Source organism: Mycolicibacterium sp. XJ2546 (genome assembly GCF_053483195.1).
The window spans coordinates 315,775-336,951 of the sequence record NZ_JBEFRW010000003.1 but is presented as its reverse complement, the minus strand read 5'-3'; the positions used below and the strand labels follow the sequence as shown (position 1 = coordinate 336,951).

Sequence of the window (21,177 nt, the reverse complement as noted above, 5' to 3'; positions counted from 1 at the left end):
GCGCACGGTTGTTGACGGGGTCACTCGCGTTTCGTGTACATCAACCGGGCGCTCGCGGGCCGTGGTTACAGCTCGCCGGCCTCCACCGCTTCGCGGGTGTGCTGTGCGGTGGCGATCTGGCGGGCCGAGAACCGGATGAAGAACGCGGCGACGCCGACGATCACCGCGACACCGGCCACCCACAGCAGCGAGTACGTGTAGCCGTATCCCAACGCGTCGAGCTCGGCGGGCGTCATGTCCTTGACGGGCCCGGTGGTGCCGCCCAGATACAGCGTGCGCGAGGTCTGCACGGCCTGGATGACCACGAGCACCAGCGGACCGCCCAGGTTCTGCACCATCAGCGTGATCGACGACACCGGGCCGATCTCGCCCGGGCCCACGCCGGCGATGGCGCACAGCGGCAGGATCACCGCAATCATCCCGATGCCGAACCCGCCGACGACAATCGGGGCGAACAGGTCTGGGAAGTACGGGATGCTGCGATCCAGCGTCGAGCCGTACAGCATCGCCCCGAGGACGAAGACGCCGCCGCCGATGATCAGCCAGCGCGGGGCGATCCGCGGTGCCAGCTTGGCGGCGACCGCACTTCCGATGCCGAACGCGAGCGCGAACGGGATGAACCCGACGCCGGCCTCCAGCGCCGTGTAGCCGAGCACGTCCTGCACGAGCAGACCGATCATCACCGTCAGCGTCAGCAGCACCCCGCCGGCCAGAAACAGCGCCACGAACGTCATCACCCGGTTGCGGTTGTCGAACACCGAGAACGGCACGATCGGATGTGCGGCGGTGCGCTCGACGAGCAGGAAGCCGATGAAGAACACCGCCGCGGCCACCGCGGCGCCGATCACCAGCGGATCGACCCAGCCCCGCGGCGGGCCCTGGGTGAAGACGAGCACCGCCGACGTGCAGCCGAGCGTGGCCAGCAGCGCGCCGGTGACGTCGAGTTTGAGCCGTTCGTGGTGGGTTTCGGCGAGATAGTACACCGCGACCGCGACGATCAGGATGCCGATCGGCACGTTGATCAGAAACGCCAGCCGCCATGAGATCACCGTCAGCGCACCACCGAGCACCAGGCCCAGCACCGAGCCGATGCCCTGCATGGCCGCCGAGATCGCCAGGGCTCGGTTACGGGCCTGACCGACGGCGTACGTCGTCGCGATCAGCGCCAGCCCGGTGGGCGCGGCCACCGCCGCGCCGGTGCCCTGCACCGCGCGCGCCACGATCAGCGTGGTGGGGTCGTTGGCCAGGCCGCAGGCCAGCGAAGCGATCGTGAACACCCCGACGCCGGACAGAAACGCGCGTTTGTGGCCGATGGCGTCTCCGACGCGCCCGCCGAGCAGCAGCAGCCCGCCGAACGCCAGCACGTAGGCGGTGATCACCCAGCTCTTGCTCGCATCGGTGAGCCCGAGGTCGGCCTGCATCCGGGGCAGCGCGACGATCACGATGGTGCCGTCGAGCGTCGCCATCAGCTGCATGCCGGTGATCGCGAAGATCGCCGGTCCCAACACCTTCGACGCCAGCGGAGCCGACGAGGGCGGCGTGTGGTCCGTCGACCCGGCAGACATGGATAGCCACCCTACCCACAGGTGATTTGGGCGTGTTCGGTCACGCCCAGCGTGACGAACTACCCCAGAATCGCTACAGCTCGCCCTGGTCCAGCGCGTCCTTGACTTCTTGGGCGTGGGCGACCTGCGCGGCCGTATAGCCGATGAACAGCGCCGCGACGCCGACGATCACCGCGACCGCGGCAACCCACAGCAGGCCATACGTATAGCCCTGGTCCAGCGCGTGCAACTGTGCGCTGTCCATGTTGTGCACCGGACCGGTGGTGCCGCCCAGGTACAGCGTGCGCGACGTGATCACGGCCTGGATGACCGCCAGCACCAGCGGGCCGCCCAGGTTCTGCAGCATCAGCGCGATCGCCGACACCGGGCCGATCTGGTCGAAGCCGACACCGGCGATGGCCGACACGGTCAGCGGCACGACGATCATGCCGATGCCGAACCCGCCGACGGTGATGGGGATGACCAGGTTCGGGAAGTAGGGGATGTCGCCGTGCAGCGTGGAGCCGTAGACCATCGCGCCGAGCACCAGCACGCCGCCGGCGATCACCAGCAGCCGCGGCGGGAACAGCGACACCAGGTGCGACGACAGCCCCAGCCCGATGCCGAGCGCGATGACGAACGGGATGAAGCCGATGCCGGCGCGCAGCGGCGTGTAGCCCATGATGTCTTGCACGTAGAGCCCGATCAGCACGGTCAGCGTGAACATCACGCCGCCGGCAAGGAAGATCGCGGCGAACGTGGCGACCCGGTTGCGGTCCTTGAACAGCTCGAACGGCACGACGGGGTTCTCCGCGGTGCGTTCGACGTAGAGGAACGCAAGCAGCGCCGCGCAAGCGACGAGGCCCGAACCGAGCGTGATCGGCGACATCCAGCCCTGCTCCGGGCCCATCGAGAACCCGAAGACCGCGGCCGTGCAGCCGAGCGTGGCCAGGATGGCGCCCGCAGCGTCCAGCTTCAGTCGCTCACGCTGCGTCTCACGCAGCGTGGTGCGGGCCAGGTAGACCACCAGCAGCCCGATCGGGACGTTCACCAGGAACGCCAGCCGCCAGGACACCTCGGTCAGCGCACCGCCGACGACCAGACCCATCACCGAGCCGACGCCGGTCATCGCGGCGAACACCGCGGTGGCGGCGTTGCGCGACGGTCCCTTGGGGAACGTCGTGGCGATCAGCGCCAACCCGGTCGGTGAGGCGATCGCGGCGCCCACCCCCTGCAGCAGCCGGGCGACCACAAGCGTGGTCTCGTCCCATGCGATGCCGCACAGGATCGAGGCGATCGTGAACAGCGTGACACCGACGATGAACGTGCGCTTGCGGCCGATGGTGTCGCCGAGCCGGCCGCCCAGCAGCATCAGCCCGCCGAACGCCAGCACGTAGGCGGTGATGACCCAGCTGCGGCCCGCATCGGACAGGCTGAGCTCGTCTTGGATCTTCGGCAGAGCGACGATGGCGATGGTGCTGTCCATGGTGGCCAGCAACTGCATGCCGCCGATGGCGATAACAGCCGCGAAGAACCGTCGCGACGGTTGCCATACCGGCACCTGACCCGTTCGCTGGGCAGCGGCGCGGCCCCCGCGTACGGGTTGTGACCGATTTGCCCCGCCCTCGGCGTCACGGCGCATCGCTGCTCGCGCTGCGTCATTGAGAGCCGTCATAACGGGTTACCTTACAGTAATCTTAGAAATCCTTTAACCGCCGAACGCCGCCACCGAGCCGATCACGATGACCGCCGGCGGTCGAATCCCGTCCTCCCGGATCCGTTCCGGCGCATCGGCGAGCGTCGCTCGCAACGTTCGCTGCGACGCGGTTGTGCCGTGCTGCACCACTAGCACCGGCGTATCCGCAGGTCGACCGCCTGCCATTAACGCCTTGCTGAACAACTCGATGCGTTCGACAGCCATCAGCAAAACGATGGTGCCCGAGAGGGCAGCCAGGGCATCCCAATTCACTAACGATTCGGGGTGTCCCGGCGCAACATGGCCGCTGACCACCACGAATTCGTGCGTGACGCCGCGATGGGTGACCGGAACGCCCGCCAGCGCAGGCACCCCTATGGCGCTGGTCACTCCGGGCACGACGGTGACGGGGATTCCCGCGTCGATACACGCAAGAACCTCCTCGTAGCCGCGGGCGAACACGAACGGGTCGCCGCCCTTGAGCCGCACGACGAACTTGCCGGCGCGGGCCCGCTCGATGAGCACCGCGTTGATCGCGTCCTGGGCCATCGCCCGTCCGTAGGGGATCTTGGCAGCGTCGATCACCTCGACGTGTGGTGCCAGTTCGGCGAGCAGTTCCGGTGGGGCCAGCCGGTCGGCGACCACGACGTCGGCGTGCGACAGCAGCCGTCGGCCGCGGACGGTGATCAGTTCGGGATCGCCGGGGCCCCCACCGACCAGCGCGATGCCGCCCGCCACGACGCCGGGGGTGTCGCCGGGCGCGATCAGCCCGCTCTGCATCGCCTCGTGGATAGCCGAGCGAATAGCCGCCGACCGTCGATGTTCGCCGCCGGCCAGCACGCCGACCGATAGGCCTTCGTACTCGAAGGACGCCGGCGTGACGGCCGTGCCCTCACGGGCGATGTCGGCGCGCACGCAGAAGATGCGGTGGCGTTCGGCTTCGGCGACCACGGCGGCGTTGACGGCCGGATCGTTGGTTGCGGCGATGACGTACCAGGCGTCCTCGAGGTCACCTTCCCGAAATGTTCTGAGCTCCAGCGTGACTCCAGGGTTCTGCTTGCTCAGGGCTTCGACCGCCGGGGTGGCTGCGGGGGTGATCACGTGCACGTCGGCGCCGTTGGCCACCAACAGCGGCAGCCTGCGCTGCGCGACCGTGCCGCCCCCGACGACCACGACTTTCTTACCGGTCAGGCGAAGGCCGACGAGGTAGGCGTTCTCACTCACCGTGCGAGCCTAGAGGTTGCGGCTGTGGTGACGAAACGGGTGATCGCGCCCGTATGCGCGGCGGGGTGGGTGTGCAGGTAGCCGGCATGCACTCCGGCCTCGACGGCGCCGTCCCGCACCGGGGTACCCGTGTTTCCCTCGTAGACCCAGGCTGGTGGATAGCTGTCAGCGAACTGCACTGCCGTGCGGTGAAACTCGTGTCCCATCACCCGCTCCCCGACCGCGTGCAGCGCTGAGTCGGCCACGACGACGCCCTGCCGGTAACCCAGCGTGAGCCGGTCGGTGAAGCGTGCGGTGCCGGACAGCACCCCGCACATCGGGTATCCGTCGAGTTCGTCGACCAGGTAGGTCAGCCCTGCGCACTCGGCGTGTACCGGTGCGCCGGCGTCCGCGAGCGCCTTGATCTGCTGGCGCACCGGGTCGTTAGCCGACAACTCGGTGCCGAACTGCTCGGGGAACCCGCCGGGGATGACCAGCGCGCCGGTATCGGGCGGCAGCAGATCGGTCAGCGGATCGAACTCGACCACCTCGGCGCCGGCGGCGCACAGCAGTTCGCGATGTTCGGCGTAGCCGAAGCTGAACGCCTTGCCGGCCGCGTATGCGACCGTGACGCGGTCTGCGGCGGTCGCAGCGACGGCCGGATCCCACGGTGCGGCGGCGACATGGCTGGTGGCCACCGCGGTAAGAGCCGCCAGGTCGACATGGCGAGCCACCAGCGCGACCATCGCCTCGACGGCGGCCCGCGCCCGCGCGCCGTACTCGACGGCCGTGACGAGCCCGAGATGCCTTGACGGAACAGCTAGTTCGTCTGTGCGCGGGATGACGCCGAACACGGGGACACCGGCGTGTTCACACGCCTGGCGCAGCACCTCTTCGTGGCGCGCGGAGCCGACGCGGTTGAGGATCACCCCGGCGATGCGCACGGAATGGTCGAACGTCGAAAAGCCGTGCAGCAGTGCGGCGATGCTGTGGCTTTGACCGCGCGCGTCGACGACGAGGATCACCGGCGCGCCGAGCATGCCCGCGACCTGGGCGGTGGACCCGGCCGCGGTGCCCGACGGGTTGCTGCTGTCGATCTGCCCGTCGAACAGGCCCATGACCCCCTCGATGACCGCGATGTCGGCAGCGGCGCTGCCGTGCCGGTACAGCGGGCCGATCAGGTGCTCGCCGACCAGAACCGGGTCGAGGTTGCGCCCGGGCCGCTGCGCGGCCAGGGTGTGATAGCCGGGGTCGATGTAGTCTGGCCCGACCTTGAACGGCGCGACGGCGCGGCCCGCCTGTCGCAGCGCACCGATCAAACCCGTTGCCACGGTGGTCTTTCCGCTGCCGGACGCCGGCGCCCCGATGACAATCGCAGGCGTCGACCAACTCACGCTTGGTCCTCGGCTTGTTCGGCGAGCGTGCGTGTTCGCGAGCGACACGCCGGTGAATAGCGCGAGTTTACGCACGCTCGCGGGGAAGCGGAGCGGGTGTGGGTCACCACTCGATGCCCTTCTGACCCTTGCGGCCGACGTCCATCGGGTGCTTGACCTTGGTCATCTCGGTGACCAGGTCGGCGGCGTCGAGCAGCGCCTCGGGGGCGTCGCGGCCGGTGATGACGACGTGCTGGGTGCCGGGCCGCGCAGTCAGCGTGGCGACCACCTCGTCGACGTCGACCCAGCCCCACTTCAGCGGATAGGTGAATTCGTCGAGCACGTAGAAGTCGTGGCGCTCGTCGGCGAGGCGGCGGGCGATCTCCGCCCAGCCGTCAGCGGCCGCCGCGGCGTGGTCGTCGTCGTTGCCGTGTTTGCGCGTCCACGACCACCCGGCGCCCATCTTGTGCCACTCGACAGGACCGCCCACGCCTTTCTCGTCGTGCAGCCGGCCCAGCTGACGAAACGCCGCCTCCTCGCCGACCTTCCACTTGGCGCTCTTGACGAACTGGAACACCGCGATGTCGAAACCCTGGTTCCACGCCCGCAACGCCATGCCGAATGCGGCGGTGGACTTGCCTTTACCCGCGCCGGTGTGCACCGCCAGCAGCGGGGCATTGCGTCGGGCTCGCGTCGTCAACCCATCATCGGGAACGGTGAGCGGTTGGCCCTGGGGCATGTCGAACTCCTCCAGATCAGGCTGCGGTGCGGATCACGGCGGTGAGGTTGTCGGCGCGCAGCTGTGCCAACTGCACCGCAGGCGCGCCCAGCTGGTGGGCCAGCTGCTCGGCGAGACCCAGCCGCACATAGGAGGTTTCGCAGTCGACCACAACGGCCGCCGCGCCCTCGGCCACCAGCCGGGCGGCGGCTTCACGTGCCCGTCCCAGCGGGTCGGGTCCTCCGGTTGCGCGTCCGTCGGTGAGCACCACTACCAGGGTGCGCCGCGCACGGTCGCGCGCCTTCTCCCGGACCACCACGTCGCGAGCGGTCAACAAGCCTTGTGCCAGCGGGGTTTTGCCGCCGGTGTCAAAGCGGGCCAGTCGCCGGCTGGCGATGTGCACCGACGACGTCGGCGGCAGCAACACCTGCGCGGACTGCTGACGGAACGTGATCACGGCGACCTTGTCGCGGCGCTGGTAGGCGTCTCGCAGCAGCGACAGCGCGGCACCGCCGACCGCCGCCATCCGGTCGCGCGCGGCCATCGACCCCGACGCGTCGACCACGAAGATCACCAGGTTGCCTTCGCGGCCTTCGCGGATGGCGCGGCGCACATCGTCGGGCCCCGGCCGCGGCCGCCCCGCACCGCGTTGGCGTTCGGCGGCGGCCAGCAGTGTTCCGAACACGTGCACTCCGTGGCCGGCATTCCGGTCGGCCGCGGCGGCGATGGTCTTACCGGTGCGGTTGCGCGCCCGAGACCGGCGCCCAGGAGCGCCCTCCCCGACCCCCGGGACCACCAGTGAACGGGTGCGGTACACCGCCGACGGCGGTGCGCTCGGTCGCGAGGAACCACCGGTGTTGCCCTGTGGCCCAGCGCTATCCGGTGTCGCCTCGCCCCCACCGCCGGACGGGTCGGGGTCGGGATCGGGATCGGGTTCCGGTTCCTGCTCGGCGGATTCGCCTGCCTCTTGTATCGCCTGGTCGAGTTGTTCGGGATCCAGCCCGGGGTCGTCGAACGGGTCGCGGCGCCGACGGTGTGGCAGCGCCAACTCGGCGGCGACCCGAATATCTTCTTCGCCAACGGTATCGGCGCCGCGCCAGGCGGCGTGTGCCACCGCGGTGCGCGCGACGACGAGGTCGGCACGCATACCGTCGACGTCGAAGGCCGCGCACAGCGCCGCGATACGTCGTAACTCGCTGTCCGGCAACGCCACTGATTCGACAGCCTTACGGGCTTCGGCGATCCGACGGGCTAGCTCGGCGTCGTCGTCGGCGTAGGCCGCGGCGAACCCGGCGGGGTCGGCCTCATAGGCCATCCGCTGCCGAATCACGTCGACGCGGACGTCGACATCGCGGGACGCGCGCACGTCGACGGTCAGGCCGAACCGGTCCAGCAACTGTGGGCGCAGTTCGCCCTCTTCGGGATTCATGGTGCCAATGAGCACGAACCGGGCGTCGTGGCTGTGCGAGACGCCGTCGCGTTCGATGTGCACCCGGCCCATCGCGGCCGCATCGAGCAGCACGTCGACCAGGTGGTCGTGCAGCAGGTTCACCTCGTCGACGTAGAGCACACCGCCGTGGGCGCGGGCCAGCAGCCCCGGTGAGAACGCATGCTCGCCGTCGCGCAGCACCTTCTGCAGGTCCAGCGATCCGACCACGCGGTCCTCGGTGGCGCCGATCGGCAACTCGACCAGCGAGGCGTCGTCATCCACGGCCGCCAGCACCGCGGCCAACCCACGCACGGCGGTCGACTTCGCGGTCCCCTTCTCACCGCGGATCAACACGCCACCGATGTCGGGTCGAATCGCGCACAGCACCAAAGCCAGTCGTAACCGGTCGTGGCCGACGAGCGCGCTGAAGGGATAGGTCATGATTTCACCATCGGTACGTGGGGGATTCCGTCGTCGACAAACTCTTCACCATCACGGACGAACCCGTGGTGGGCATACATGGCCTCCAGGTATATCTGGGCGTCGACCCGGCAGGGGTAGTCGCCGACTTCGGCCAGCGCGGCCGAAAGTAGCCGGGTGGCGTGGCCGCGCCCGCGCGCTTCGCGTTTGGTGCACACGCGGCCGACCCGAAATCCTTTCTGCCCGCCGGGATGTTCCTCCATCAGCCGCAGTGTGCAGACGACCTCGTTGTCGGCGGCTTCCAGCCAGAAGTGGCGGGTCTCGGCGAGCAGATCGCGTCCGTCGAGCTCGGGATAGGGGGTCGCCTGTTCAACGACGAACACCTCGATCCGCAGCTTCAACAGCTCATAGAGCGTCGCGGCGTCGAGGTCCTTGGCCCAACTGCGACGGAGCGCAACGGTCATTCCGCCGCCGCTGTCGGTACATGGTCAGGCACTGGTGGTCGGTCCTCCGTCGTCGCGTGGCCGTTGGGCGTGGTCACCTCAGGTTAGCCCGACGCGTTAGCGGGAAACGCCGACGGTGTGTCGCCGACTAAGGTTGCAACCGTGCCCGAATGGCAGGCCGATGTGCTGCCTGGTTACCGGCAGCATTCGATGGCGCTCGGACCGGACCCCGACGGGGAAGGTGAGCTCGTCGCCACCCTGGTGCGGCGCGGTGATGTCGATCCGCCGGCGAGGCGGGCAGTGCTGCTCGTGCACGGCTACACCGACTACTTCTTCAACACCGAACTCGCCGACCATTTCGCCACGCGGGACTTCGCGTTCTACGCTCTGGACCTGCACAAATGCGGCCGCTCCTGGCGCGAGGGACAAACCCCGCACTTCACCACGGACCTGTCTCGCTACTTCGCCGAACTCGACCGCGCCCTCGATGTGATCGGCGCGGAGCTGCAGCAGCCCGACGTGCTGGTCTACGGGCATTCGGCCGGCGGGCTGATCGTGTCGCTGTGGCTGGATGGGTTGCGCCGACGGGGGCTGACCCCGCGCAAACGGGTGACCGGCCTGATATTGAACAGCCCCTGGCTGGATCTGCAGGGCCCAGCGGTGCTGCGTGCCGCGCCGACCACCGCGGCGATCAGGGCGGCATCGCGGGTCCGTAAGCGCTGGGTGGTGCGCCGTCCCACACAGGGCGGCTACGGCACCACCTTGCACCGCGACTACCACGGCGAATTCGACTACGACCTGAAATGGAAACCGGTCGGCGGCTTTCCGGTGCTGCTCGGCTGGATCCACGCCATCCGGCGCGGACATGCCCAGTTGCACCGCGGCCTCGACGTCGGCGTGCCCAACCTCATTCTGCGCTCGGACCGCAGCGTGCGCGAGGCCACTGAGCGCGTCGAGGAGATCCAGCGCGGCGACGCAGTCCTGGACGTCGAGCAGATCGCCCGATGGGCAGGGTGTATCGGTAACCGGAGCACCATCGTGCCGGTCAGCGACGCCAAACACGACGTGTTCCTGTCGGTGCCCGACGTACGCCGGCAGGCCTACCGCGAACTCGACCGGTGGCTCGACTGGTACACCCGCGAGATCACCCATGCCGCCCCGCATTCCGAACGAGGATGACCACCATGACCCATTTCGACATCGCGATCATCGGCACCGGTTCGGGCAACTCGATCCTCGATGAGCGCTACACCGACAAGAAGGTGGCGATCTGTGAGAAGGGAGTGTTCGGCGGCACCTGCCTCAACGTCGGTTGTATCCCGACGAAGATGTTCGTCTACGGCGCCGACGTAGCTCAAAACGTCAGCGAGTCAGCGCGTTACGGAATCGATGCCCATATCGACGGAGTGCGGTGGCCCGACATCGTGTCGCGGGTCTTCGGGCGCATCGACCCGATCGCGCTCAGCGGCGAGAACTACCGGCGTGCCTCACCCAACGTCGAGGTGTTCGCCAGCCACACCCGGTTCGGGCCGACCCGACCCGACGGCCGCTACACCTTGCGCACCGAAGATGGCGACGAGTTGACCGCCGACCAGGTGGTGATCGCCGCCGGGTCCCGTGCGGTGGTCCCCGAGCCCATCGCCGAATGCGGCGTGCCCTACTACACCAGCGACAATGTCATGCGCATCGCCGAGGTGCCCAAGCATCTGATCATCGTGGGCGGCGGCTTCGTCGGTTGCGAGTTCGCCCATATCTTCTCCGCGCTCGGCGCTCAGATCACCATGATCCTGCGCGGCAGTACGCTGCTTCGCGGCCACGACGACGAAATCGCCATGCGCTTCACCGATCTGGCCGCGAAGAAGTGGGCGATCCGCGACCATCTCGAGGTCGTCGACGCGCGCCAGGTCGGCGACGGTGTCGAGGTCACCTGCCAGGACGGCACGATGGTGCGCGGCGACGCGCTGCTGGTGGCGACCGGCCGGGTGCCCAACGGCGATCTGCTCGACGCCGAGCAGGCCGAGATCAAGGTGACCGCCGACGGTCGCGTCGTCGTCGACGAGTACCAGCGGACCACCGCGCGTGGTGTTTTCGCGCTCGGTGACGTGTCGTCGGAGTACCAGCTCAAGCATGTCGCCAACCACGAAGCGCGGGTGGTGCGCAATAACCTGTTGCAGGACTGGGACGACACCGCCGCGCTGATGCCCTCGGATCACCGCTACGTGCCGTCGGCGGTGTTCACCGATCCGCAGATCGCCAGCGTCGGGCTGACCGAAAACCAGGCCCGAGCACAGGGTTTCGATGTCCGGGTCAAAGTTCAGGATTACAGCGACGTCGCGTACGGGTGGGCGATGGAAGACACCACCGGCATCGCCAAGGTGCTCGTCGACGGCGAGACCGGCTTGTTACTCGGCGCGCACATCATGGGCCATCAGGCGTCCTCGCTCATTCAGCCCCTCATCCAGGCCATGAGCTTCGGCCTGCCGGCCCAGGACATGGCGCGCGGGCAGTACTGGATTCATCCCGCCCTGCCTGAGGTTGTCGAAAACGCGTTGCTGGCCTTATGCGGTGAGCCCTCCTGGCCACCGTCCAAACGGCACTAGCTGTTTCTCGCGCGAGCAGATGCAGCAACAGCTATTTCGGCGTCGAGGAACAACCTCCTGCGTCTGCTCACGGGGCCGGGGGTGGTGGCTAGGTGGTGACCGAGAAGCCCCACGGCAACTCGAGGCGGTGGGCAGCAAGCAGATCGGCGTCGGAGAGAATCTCGGTGATTGGGCCGTCGGCGACGATGACCCCGCTGTCCATCACGACCGCCCGCTGACACAGTTGCGCGGCGTAGGGCAGGTCGTGGGTGACGATCAGCATGGTGGCGTCGAGCCCGGTCAGCGTCTCGGCCAGCTCCCGGCGCGCGACCGGGTCGAGATTGGCCGACGGCTCGTCGAGAACCAAGATGTCGGGCTCGCAGGCCAACACGGTCGCGAGCGCCGCGCGCCGGCGCTGCCCGGCGGACAGGTGCGTCGGGCTGCGTTCGGCCTGTTCGGTCAGCGACACGGCCTGCAACGCCCGGCCGACCCGGGCGGCCAGCGCCTCGCCGCGCACACCGAAGTTGGCCGGGCCGAACGCGACGTCCTGAGCGACGGTCGGCATGAACAGCTGATCGTCCGGATCCTGGAAGACCAGCCCGACCCGACGCCGCAGCTCTTGAACACTCTTGCGGTTCAAGGGGATACCGCAGATCTCGACCGTGCCGGCGGTGGCGGTGAGCACTCCGTTGAGGTGCAGCATCAAGGTGGTCTTGCCTGCGCCGTTGGGCCCGAGCACCGCGATCCGCTCACCGGGCGCAACGGTCAGGTCGACGCCGTCGAGCGCCACCTGCCCGTCCGGGTAGATGTAGCGCAGCGCCTCGATGCGGATCGCACTCATCGCAACACCCACGCCATCACTGCCACCGTGACGGCGGCGTACGCCGGGATCAGCGCGACGACCCACTGCGCGGCAGCGGCCCGCGGCGGTGCCCCGATGACCGCCAGATCCGGTGCGCTGCCGTCGAATCCCCGTGACAACATCGCGACGTACACCCGCTCGCCGCGTTCGTAGGAGCGCAGGAACAGCGCGCCGATCCCCCTCGCGATGGCCGCGGCCTGATGTAGCACCCGCGGCGAATCGCCACGCGAGATCCTCGCCATCCGCATCCGGCCGGCCTCCGCGGCCAGTAGATCGACATAACGCAGCATCAACACCAGCACCGAGGTCGCCACCGCCGGAACACCCAGTCGGCTCAGGGCGGCGGGCAACTCGGTCGTCGACGTGGTGGCGGCGACGGTCAGCGCCGCCGCCACACCGAGGGTGCCCTTGATGACGATTCCCCACGCGGCCCACAGCCCGCTCACCGAAAGCTGCAGTCCGGCAACCTCGACGCGGGCACCGCCCTCGGCGAAGGGCAGCAGCACCGCCAGCACCAGAAATGGCGCCTCGATCAGCATCCGCGGCAGCACCCACCGCAGCGGTATCCGCGCGAGCCGCCAGACCACCACGATGATCGTCGCGTAGACGGCGAACGGCCAGAACATCTCTCGCGGGGTGGCGACGACGGCCAGCACGAACACCAGCAGGCAGACGATCTTCACCTCCGCGGGTGCCCGGTGCACCGCCGATTCGCCGTGGCGGTAGAGCGGGTGGGCCCCGGCGCCCATCTACCGCCGACTTTGCTGCCGGTGGTCGTCGATCACCCGCAACGACGATCCTGCCACCGCCGACGTGAGCGCATCGCTCATGTGCTTGGCGACCAAGGTGACTGCCATGACCCGAGCCTAGGACGCGGGCGATTACCTGTCTAGCTGAACAGATCTGCAGGCGTGGGCTGATTCGTCCCGCGCTTCTCGCGGCTTTCTCGTCCCGGCCGGGCACGCCCAAACGCTCGATCCATCCAGCCTCACCAGCTCATTTCACGAACGAACAAGCTTCGTCGAATCGCTGTCGAGCATTGTTAAACCGTTCCATCGGGGGCGTACGACGGCCCCCACCAAAGCGAGGAGAAGTTGAAATGACCGCATTGAAGGACATCGGATCGCTGCTGGGCGGGACGGCCGTGATCGCGGCCACCGTCGGGCTGACCGTCGGGCTAGCGCCGGCCTCCGCGGCTCCGCAGCAGAGCCCTGGGGTCACCCTGACGTTGCGCGGCGCCGACCCGGCCGTCCAGGGAAACCTGCTCTTCTGGATTCAGGGCGTGTTCCCGATGAGCGAGGGCTCGGCCCGCGACAGCATCGACAACCTCGGATCGAGCGGCGGCATGGATTACATCGTGTTCGCCGACGACCCTGGCGAGCCCGATTCGCGCATCGGCCCACCCCACGGATTCATCGGCGCTCCTGGGCCGCCCGGTGGCTACCTGTACGCGGGACAGGCCGGTATTCACTTCGGCCGCCATCTCAGCGTCCCCGAGCATCTGCTCAACGAGGACAAGTGCTTCAACGACGGAAGTGTCGGCTGCACTACCGGCCGGCGCATTGACGAAATCTACGTATCCGCGCGGTTCGTCCAATCGGGCGCCGGCTCGCTGCTGGCGTACACGAACCCGGTCTCGGCCCAGTTCGACGAAATCTCGGGCGGGATGTGACCTTCGGCGGACGTTCGCCTACCCGGCCGACCGACCGGCACCCTCCGACCGCGGACTTCGTCGCCGGCGGTGGGCGATCGACCAGAACAACAAACCCGCCCCCGCCACGGTGACGAGGACCCCGATCACCCCGGCGATCCCGCCGGTGCCCCCGACCCCGCCGATCGCATAGTCCGCGAGCGGCGACCCCGAAAGGGCATGCTCGTCGGCATGCTGGGCGATGCAGTGCCCCGCGAGCTGTTCACCGTCGGCCGTCTCGACCACCTCGCAGCCGCGCAGGGTTGTGGCGTCCAGCCCGTCGGGGCTGGAGCTGGCGAAGTAGGAGACAACGCCGGCGATCAGCAGGGTGACGGCGGCGAATGCCACCCAGAACCGCCACCGCGAGCTCATGCCCGCACCTCCGCGCGCGTCCGGCGCAGCAGGTAGACCAGGTCGGGACGCGCACGAGCGACGGCCACCACGGTCACCGCGGTGATCAGGCCCTCACCGACCCCGATCAGTACATGCGTGCCGAACATGTAGCCGGCCACGGCACCGAGGGAGGTCGTCGCCGCGCCGCCGATTGCATACTCGAGCACGAAACCCATTGCCGCACAGACGGTACCGACCAGCGCGGCGATAAACGCGACGACGCCGAAGCCGGCCGTGGGCACTTCCGCGCGCCTGCGGGCAAGGGTGAACAGTCCCACCGCCGTCGCGTACCCCGCCGCGACGCCGATGACCGCCATGTTGACGATGTTGGTGCCCAGCGCGGTCACACCGCCGTCGGCGAACAACAGCGACTGCACCACCAACACGATCGCGATGCACAGCGCCCCGGTGTAGGGGCCGACCAGGATGGCGGCCAGTGCACCGCCCAGCAGGTGGCCGCTGACCCCGGGCAGGATCGGGAAGTTGATCATCTGCACCGCGAAGATGAACGCGGCGACGAGGCCGGCCAGCGGGACCGTGCGCTCGTCGAGTTCGTTGCGTGCCTTCACCGCGCTGAGACCGACGGCCGCGACCGCGATGACCCCGAAGATGAGGGAGGTCGGGGCGTCGACGATGCCGTCGCTCATGTGCATGGCGACGTTGTGGACAGTCACCCGTCTGAGCGTAGAACCGCCGCCTATATATGTCTAGCTGGACAGGTGTTCAGGTAAGCCTGCCCAGGGCGGCTTAGCCGTCTACCGCTTGCGCGCGGTGACGAAAAGGTACTCGGCCTCCCAGTACGCCCGGTCAGGCGCGCCGCAGTTCCACTCGGTGAGGAAATCGCGGAAGTCGCGGTCGAGGGCCGCGACCCGGTTGGATTTCTCGGCGTTGGCGTAGGCGGCGATGGTCGGCCCGTAGTTGCGCTTCCAGTACGCACGGAATTCCGCCGGGGTCGCGCAGTGGTCGAGCACGACAACCCGGCGCCGCATCGTCAGGTTCTTGACCCGGTCGCCGAACAAGGCACGGACGTGGTCCTCGTCGCCCCACAACGGCGGCGGGTCGGCGCCCGGCGGTGGCGGCGGTGCGTAAGGCTTCATCGTCGCGAACAGCATGCCGATGAACCCGTCAGGCGTCCAATTGATCAACCCGATCGTGCCGCCGCGGCGCACCACCCGGACCAACTCGTCGGCGGCTGCTCGGTGACGTGGTGCGAACATCACCCCGACGCAGGACATCACGACGTCAAAGCTGTTGTCGGCGAACGGCAACGCCTCGGCGTCGGCTTCGACCCATTCCAACTCGACACCACGCTGAGCAGCAACGGTCTTTCCGGGCGCGAAGAGTTCCGGTGTGAGATCGCTTGCGGTGACAAGCCCTCCGGCGAGCGCGGCCGGGATCGACGCGTTCCCTGACCCGGCGGCGACGTCCAAGACGCGGTCGCCCGCTTGCACGCCGCAGGCACGCACGAGTTCAGGACCCAACGCCGGGATCAACTGCGCGGCCACCGCCGGGTAATCACCGGACGCCCACATCGTCCGGTGATTGGTCTTCAGCTTCCGGTCCGCTTCGACGTCGACAGCAGTCATCGGATTCTCCTTACGTTCGGTCAACGACGTCTTCAGGTTGCGGCGGTGGAATTCAGCGTTCGTTCGGCGGCTGTGAAATCTCCTGATCAACGGGACTTCGCATCGCTTTCGCGCCGTCGAACCGTGCCCCGACGAGCACATTTCACGAACTCATCATCCTCACCGAAACGCCCGCGCGCACCGTTGCACCGTCCAGAACCGAGCCGTAGCGCTCACCAAACAGGAGAACGAAAATGAACGCACGAAAAGCGTTGGCGTGGTTGATGAACGGTGCGGCAGTGGTCGTCACCGCCGCCGGAGTGGTCGCGGGCGCGACGCCCGCCTCCGCGGCTCCCGGCCAGTCGGGGGCGACGCTTCACATCATTCAGGATCCCCAGAACCAGGGAAACTACCTACTCGCCATCCTCGGGCGCTTCCCGATGCCGCAGGCCGACGCGGTCGGGTTCCTCAACAACCTCAACAACGGGGACTGCCAGGGCGGCATGAACTACTACGTCTTCGGCGACGACGACGGCGACGAAGGCGCCAGGTACATCCACTTCAAGCCGGTCCTCGGTGCCCACAACAACCCCGATGGCTACCTGAAGGCGAGTTCGCAGGGCTTGGAGTACCGAACCCAGATCCAGTTGCGGAAGAGCTTCTTGAACGAGGACAGCGGGGTCTTCGATGACAACGACGAGATCTATGCCCAGGCGCACTTCAAGGATTCGGACTGCAAGATCAGGATTCAAACCTCACAGGTCATCACCCGCCTGTTCTGACGAGGCGCAGACGTGTCCAGCGCATCGAGACATGGTGCGTTGGACACGTTTCGGTATCAGCAGTAGCGCTGCAGAACGCTGCGGGCGAGGGCAACGGCTTCCGCTCCCCCCAACGTCTTCGGTTCCGCTGCAGCGGTTTCGGGCACCACGGCGATGTCGAGTGGCGGCCGTCGGCCGGCCGCCACGACGGCGCCATGCAACGTGACGGCGTCCGCGTATGCGCCGACCCGCGCCAGAAATCGGGTCACGTAGTGCAGTGTGAGCCAGTGCAGGGCACCGGTTCCCGGCCCACCGTGGTCCCAGTGGTCGAACGCCTCGAGGAACAGTCGCGCCGCCGCAGCGGGCGCGCCGTACGCGGCGCGGACCGCTGCGACCTCCGTACGCGCTATGCCCGTCAGCCAGTTGTTCTGCACGGCGGCGGCGACTGTCGCGGCCTCCTCCAACAGGTTCAGTGCTCGGTCTGGGTCCGGCGCCTTGAGCGCTCGTCCCAGCGCGCAGCGCGCCATCGCCCGCGCCGACGGGTTTGCCGTGGTGTCGGCGACGCGCATGGCCTCCTGTGCGGCATCCACACCGGCCGCCGGCGCGTCCAACGCGTCGTGGCAGATCGTTACGTTGTAGAGGGTCCACAGCAGTCGGAACGAATCGGCGTCTCGGCGCGCCAGCTCGGTCTCGCGCTCATAGTGCGCCAGGGCAAATGCGACATCGCCCTCGTAAAGACGGACATCGGCCAGCGTGTCGTCCGGATAGGCCACGAACGAGCTGCCGGGGCTGGGTCTGCGCCCCTGCGCCAGTTTGGCCAGCCGCCGGGCTCGGGCGAACTCGCCGAGCACCCACCTGCCTCGCGCGGCCACCCCGACCGCCGCCACGAACAGCGCGTGGTCGGGGTCGGCTATCTCGACTGCACGTTCCGCCCACTCGATCGAGTGGTATCCGATCCGCAGATGGATCGACTCGGGCATCGCCGTGATCAGACGTAGCGCGAGGCCGATCTCGCCTGCCGCGATCGAGCGGTCGAACGCCGCGCGGAGGTTGTCGTAGTCGGGGGCGGTGAATGTGGTGCGCGCGTCCGGGGTCAGCCGCTCGACCCACCATCGTTCTTCGGCCCCGTGTTCCCCTGCGGTCGCGCACTCGAGGAACTCGGTGAAGTACGTCGCGTGACGCGTGGCGAGCCGGTCGTGAATCCCCTTCTCACGCAGCCGATCCCGACCGTATGCGCGCAATGTCTCCAGGATGTCGTAACGGGTCACGGCGGCGTCGGCGCGCACCACCACCATGGACCTGTCGACCAGCCCGGTGAGCAGGTCCATGGTGTCGTAGACATCTCCGCTGTCGGCGCAGACTCCGTGCGCCGCATCCAAGTCGAAACCACCGGCGAACACGCACAACCTTTCGAACAGCGACTGCTCCTCGGCGCTGAGCAACCGGTACGACCAGTCGATGGTCGCGGTGACGCTGTGCTGCCGCGGATGCGTGCCACGCGAGCCGCCGCTCAACAGCCGCAGCCGGTCCAACCTTCGGGCCATGTCGAGGCTGCTCATCGCCCGCATGCGGGCCGCGGCCAATTCGATGGCCAGCGGCAACCCGTCGAGTCGCCGGCAGATTTCGGCCACCGCCCCCACCGGCTGCTGCTCCAGGGCGAAGTCGCCGCGGCTCGCCTTGGCGCGGTCGGCGAACAGCGCGATGGCGTCCGATTCCGCGAGCGGTTCGACCGGTATCACCTGCTCGCCCTCGATGGCGAGCGCTGCCCTGCTGGTGGCCAGCACCGAGACCCGGGGGCAGTACCGGGTGATCCGGTCGATCAGCGCCGCCACGTCGTCCAGCAGGTGCTCACAGTTGTCCACCACCAGCAGCAGCTCACGCGTCCGCAGGTGCTCGATCACCGTCTCGTCGAAGTCGAAACCGTCGCGGGGCTGAAGGCGAAGCGCCACCGCAACGGCCTGGCTAACCGCCCGACCGTCGTCGAGGGGGGCCAGCTCGCAGATCCACGCCCCGTCATGGAAGTGCTCCCGTTCGCGGTCGGCCACCTCCAGAGCAAGCCGTGTCTTGCCCACTCCCCCGACACCGGTCAGCGTCACCATGGCGCCGTGGTGGATGGCCGCGCAGAGACGCGCCGTCTCCCCCTGCCGGCCGACGAAACTGCTTGCGCGACGCGGAAGCTCGGGGGCGGGGGCCACGGCGGGTGGTGACCGCTTTTCCGGGCGGGCGGGTTCGCCCGGGTCACCGTCGAGGACCTGTTGGTGTACGGCGCGAAGCGACGGGCTCGGCTCCACACCGAGCTCCTCGACGAGCCGCTCACGCATGGCGCGGTAGGTGTCCAACGCGTCGGCCTGTCGCCCGCTGCGGTACTGGGCCAGCATCAGCTGGCCGGCCATCCGTTCGTCAAGCGGGTGCTGTTCCAACGCCGTAATCAGTTGCGCCAGCACGTCGGAATGCCTGCCGGCGGCCAAAGCGGCATCGTTGCGGTCCAACATCACCGAAAAGCGCTCCAGCTCCAGGGCGTCCCGCACCCCGTTCGCCCACGGCGCATCAATTAGCTCGAACGGTCTGCCTCGCCAAAGGCCCAGCGCCTGATTGAACAGTTCAGTTGCCTCACCGGAATTCGAACACGCTCGCGCTTCGGACACCAGGTGCCGGAACCGATGCAGGTCGATCGACAACGCATCGGCCCTCAGCAAATATCCGGCGGGGCCACGGACGATCTCGACCTCGTCGCTGACGAACAGCCGCCGCAATCGGGATATGTAGGCTGCCAACGCGTTACGCGCCTTGTGCGGGGGCTGTTCGGCCCATATGCGGTCAATGAGCTGATCTGATGACACGGGCCGGTTGATGTCGACGAGCAGACAGACGAGCACGCAGCGCTGGCGGGCGTGACCGACCTCGACGGGCCGTCCGTCCACGAATGCCTCGACCTCGCCGAGTATCCGAAACTCCGTTGTCATCGCAGTACAGCGTCCAACACAATGCCGTTGCGCGCCCGGCGAATCGCCATAGCCGATCGCCGGGCGTGCAACCCGATCATTTCCTAGCCGTCGGCACCGTTTCTGCCGTTGGTGCCGTTCGTGCTCGTCGGGTTTCCATTGCCGGTGCCTCCGGTGCCGCCCGTTCCGCCTGGGGCGCCTGCTCCGCCGTCTCCGCCGGCCCCACCGTTACCGCCGACGGCCTGGCCCGTGGTGGACTTGGCCGCGCCGCCGTCGCCGCCGCGGCCCCCCGCCGACCCGGGGCTTCCGTTTCCGCCGTCCCCGCCGGTGCCGCCGGCTGCCCTGGTCGAGACACTCGTACCGTCGCCGCCCGTGCCGCCGTTGCCCGCCGCGCCGGAAAGCCTGCCGCCGTCGCCGCCGTTGCCTCCGGCGTTTCCGCCGGCGTAGCCACCGGCCGCCGCAGCGGTCGCATCGCCGCCGTCGCCCCCGCTGCCGCCGTCGCCGAGGATCTTGGCGTCGCCGCCGTGGCCGCCCGCTCCGGGATTGGCTGTGCCGCTGAGGGTTACCGCGTTGCCACCGTTGCCGCCGATGCCGCCGTCGCCGACCGCCCCCGGTGCGCCTCCGTTGCCGCCGTTGCCGGCGGTCGCGACACCCTTGTCGGTTTGTGCAAACCCACCGTTTCCACCCAGACCGCCGTTGCCCCGGAAGGTGCCGCCCGTGCCGCCGTTTCCACCGTTACCGCCGATGGCGCTGGCGACGTTGGACGAGACCGCGGCACCGCCGTGGCCGCCGTTGCCGCCGTTGCCGAACAGCCCCGCATTGCCGCCATCGCCGCCGCGGGCGCCGGCTCCGCCGAGCCCTCCGTTGCCGCCGTTGCCGAACAACCCACCTTGGCCGCCGTTTCCGCCGCGCTGGCCGTACTCCCCGTTGCCACCGTTGCCGCCGTTGCCGAACAGCAACCCGCCCCGGCCCCCGTTCTGTCCCGGCCCGCCATCGGCACCGTTGCCGATCAGCAGACCAGCGTTCTCACCGGGTTCGTCGCCGTCGCCGATGAGCACACCTACCATCGCGCTGATCGGGTCGCCGCTGGGCGCCAGACCGGTCACCGCGGGCGAGGCCGTCGCGGACCTTCGCGCGTGTACGCCGGTTCGCGCGGGAGTGTGCGCCGCGGTCGCGAACACCAGCGAGACATGCCCGGCAACCCGGGCCCGCCGCGAAGGCTCGCCGCCGGCGCGGAGAGTTGCGGACCTACCCGCGTCGCCAGGCTCGGCGAATACCTGCGCCGACGGCACAGGGACGGCCGGTGGGGTAGGCATTCGCGCGGCCACAAACGCCGGCATCGGCAGCTGTGGTGCCCGCGGTGTGGAGACCGCCACGGCGGGATTGACCGTTGTCGTCAACCGTAGTTCGGGCGCCTCTTCGACTGCCGGAGCGAGCGCGGACACTCCCAGTGCGACCGCGAGCACCCCGACCCGTCCCATGTGTTTGGACATTGCCATCTCCAAAACGTCGTGCCGGGCGCAGCCCAGCGTTGCCATCTGATGGCTAAACGGTGATCC

General features: G+C 68.6%; 18 protein-coding genes. 4 read left to right on the top strand and 14 right to left on the bottom strand.

Annotated elements, in window-relative coordinates; translation table 11 throughout:
- Positions 1–65 precede the first annotated feature (65 nt).
- The 7 genes from ABQE44_RS08000 to ABQE44_RS07970 form a co-directional block, all read right to left on the bottom strand.
- Positions 66–1,565 carry an MFS transporter gene (locus tag ABQE44_RS08000; RefSeq protein ID WP_448390940.1) on the bottom strand — a complete coding sequence of 500 codons (1,500 nt, stop codon included), beginning with the start codon at positions 1,563–1,565 and terminating at the stop codon, positions 66–68.
- 73 nt (positions 1,566–1,638) lie between these two features.
- Positions 1,639–3,219 (bottom strand): MFS transporter, encoded by a 1,581-nt coding sequence (locus ABQE44_RS07995; RefSeq protein ID WP_448390939.1) that lies wholly within the window; start codon positions 3,217–3,219, stop codon positions 1,639–1,641.
- Between the two features lie 33 nt (positions 3,220–3,252).
- On the bottom strand, positions 3,253–4,464 hold the full coding sequence (gene cobA / locus ABQE44_RS07990) for a uroporphyrinogen-III C-methyltransferase (RefSeq protein WP_448390938.1): 1,212 nt from the start codon (positions 4,462–4,464) through the stop codon (positions 3,253–3,255).
- On the bottom strand, positions 4,461–5,837 hold the full coding sequence (locus tag ABQE44_RS07985) for a cobyrinic acid a,c-diamide synthase CobB (RefSeq protein WP_448429057.1): 1,377 nt from the start codon (positions 5,835–5,837) through the stop codon (positions 4,461–4,463). The genes cobA and ABQE44_RS07985 overlap by 4 nt, the downstream gene beginning before the upstream one ends.
- Positions 5,838–5,940: 103 nt before the next feature.
- Complete coding sequence (gene cobO, locus ABQE44_RS07980; RefSeq protein WP_448390936.1) at positions 5,941–6,555, bottom strand: cob(I)yrinic acid a,c-diamide adenosyltransferase; 615 nt, start codon at positions 6,553–6,555, stop codon at positions 5,941–5,943.
- 16 nt (positions 6,556–6,571) lie between these two features.
- Positions 6,572–8,404 (bottom strand): magnesium chelatase subunit D family protein, encoded by a 1,833-nt coding sequence (locus ABQE44_RS07975; RefSeq protein ID WP_448429055.1) that lies wholly within the window; start codon positions 8,402–8,404, stop codon positions 6,572–6,574.
- A complete protein-coding gene (locus tag ABQE44_RS07970; protein WP_448390934.1) occupies positions 8,401–8,847 on the bottom strand; it encodes a GNAT family N-acetyltransferase in 447 nt (148 codons plus the stop codon). The genes ABQE44_RS07975 and ABQE44_RS07970 overlap by 4 nt, the downstream gene beginning before the upstream one ends.
- Before the next feature lie 189 nt (positions 8,848–9,036).
- Between ABQE44_RS07970 and ABQE44_RS07965 the strand changes: the two genes are divergently transcribed.
- Both ABQE44_RS07965 and mtr read left to right on the top strand, forming a co-directional pair.
- On the top strand, positions 9,037–10,005 hold the full coding sequence (locus ABQE44_RS07965; protein WP_448391373.1) for an alpha/beta hydrolase: 969 nt from the start codon (positions 9,037–9,039) through the stop codon (positions 10,003–10,005).
- Positions 10,006–10,010: 5 nt separating this feature from the next.
- Positions 10,011–11,426, top strand: coding sequence for a mycothione reductase (gene mtr, locus ABQE44_RS07960; protein WP_448390933.1), 1,416 nt, complete (start codon positions 10,011–10,013; stop codon positions 11,424–11,426).
- 88 nt (positions 11,427–11,514) lie between these two features.
- Here mtr and ABQE44_RS07955 read toward each other — a convergent pair whose 3' ends face one another.
- A complete protein-coding gene (locus tag ABQE44_RS07955) occupies positions 11,515–12,246 on the bottom strand; it encodes an energy-coupling factor ABC transporter ATP-binding protein (RefSeq protein ID WP_448429053.1) in 732 nt (243 codons plus the stop codon).
- Positions 12,243–13,016, bottom strand: a complete 774-nt coding sequence (gene cbiQ, locus ABQE44_RS07950) for a cobalt ECF transporter T component CbiQ (RefSeq protein WP_448390931.1) — start codon at positions 13,014–13,016, stop codon at positions 12,243–12,245. Before cbiQ ends, ABQE44_RS07955 begins: the two co-directional genes overlap by 4 nt.
- 350 nt (positions 13,017–13,366) lie before the next feature.
- Here cbiQ and ABQE44_RS07945 point away from each other — a divergent pair, with 350 nt between their 5' ends.
- A complete protein-coding gene (locus tag ABQE44_RS07945; protein WP_448429051.1) occupies positions 13,367–13,939 on the top strand; it encodes a hypothetical protein in 573 nt (190 codons plus the stop codon).
- Between the two features lie 18 nt (positions 13,940–13,957).
- Here the strand turns inward: ABQE44_RS07945 and ABQE44_RS07940 are convergent, their stop codons facing one another.
- The 3 genes from ABQE44_RS07940 to ABQE44_RS07930 all read right to left on the bottom strand — a co-directional run bounded on the left by ABQE44_RS07940 (position 13,958) and on the right by ABQE44_RS07930 (position 15,936).
- Complete coding sequence (locus tag ABQE44_RS07940; protein WP_448390929.1) at positions 13,958–14,329, bottom strand: PDGLE domain-containing protein; 372 nt, start codon at positions 14,327–14,329, stop codon at positions 13,958–13,960.
- Positions 14,326–15,003 carry an energy-coupling factor ABC transporter permease gene (locus tag ABQE44_RS07935; protein WP_448391372.1) on the bottom strand — a complete coding sequence of 226 codons (678 nt, stop codon included), beginning with the start codon at positions 15,001–15,003 and terminating at the stop codon, positions 14,326–14,328. Before ABQE44_RS07935 ends, ABQE44_RS07940 begins: the two co-directional genes overlap by 4 nt.
- Before the next feature lie 102 nt (positions 15,004–15,105).
- Positions 15,106–15,936, bottom strand: coding sequence for a class I SAM-dependent methyltransferase (locus tag ABQE44_RS07930; RefSeq protein ID WP_448429049.1), 831 nt, complete (start codon positions 15,934–15,936; stop codon positions 15,106–15,108).
- Positions 15,937–16,169: 233 nt separating this feature from the next.
- On the opposite strand from ABQE44_RS07930, the gene ABQE44_RS07925 reads away from it, so the two are divergent.
- The gene (locus ABQE44_RS07925; RefSeq protein WP_448429047.1) at positions 16,170–16,697 is read left to right on the top strand and encodes a hypothetical protein; all 528 of its coding nucleotides are present in this window, start codon (positions 16,170–16,172) and stop codon (positions 16,695–16,697) included.
- Between the two features lie 56 nt (positions 16,698–16,753).
- Here ABQE44_RS07925 and ABQE44_RS07920 read toward each other — a convergent pair whose 3' ends face one another.
- Positions 16,754–19,639: an AfsR/SARP family transcriptional regulator gene (locus tag ABQE44_RS07920; RefSeq protein ID WP_448429045.1), complete on the bottom strand. Its 2,886-nt coding sequence runs from the start codon at positions 19,637–19,639 to the stop codon at positions 16,754–16,756.
- Positions 19,640–19,722: 83 nt separating this feature from the next.
- Complete coding sequence (locus tag ABQE44_RS07915) at positions 19,723–21,099, bottom strand: PGRS repeat-containing protein (RefSeq protein WP_448429241.1); 1,377 nt, start codon at positions 21,097–21,099, stop codon at positions 19,723–19,725.
- Between the last annotated feature and the right edge of the window lie 78 nt (positions 21,100–21,177).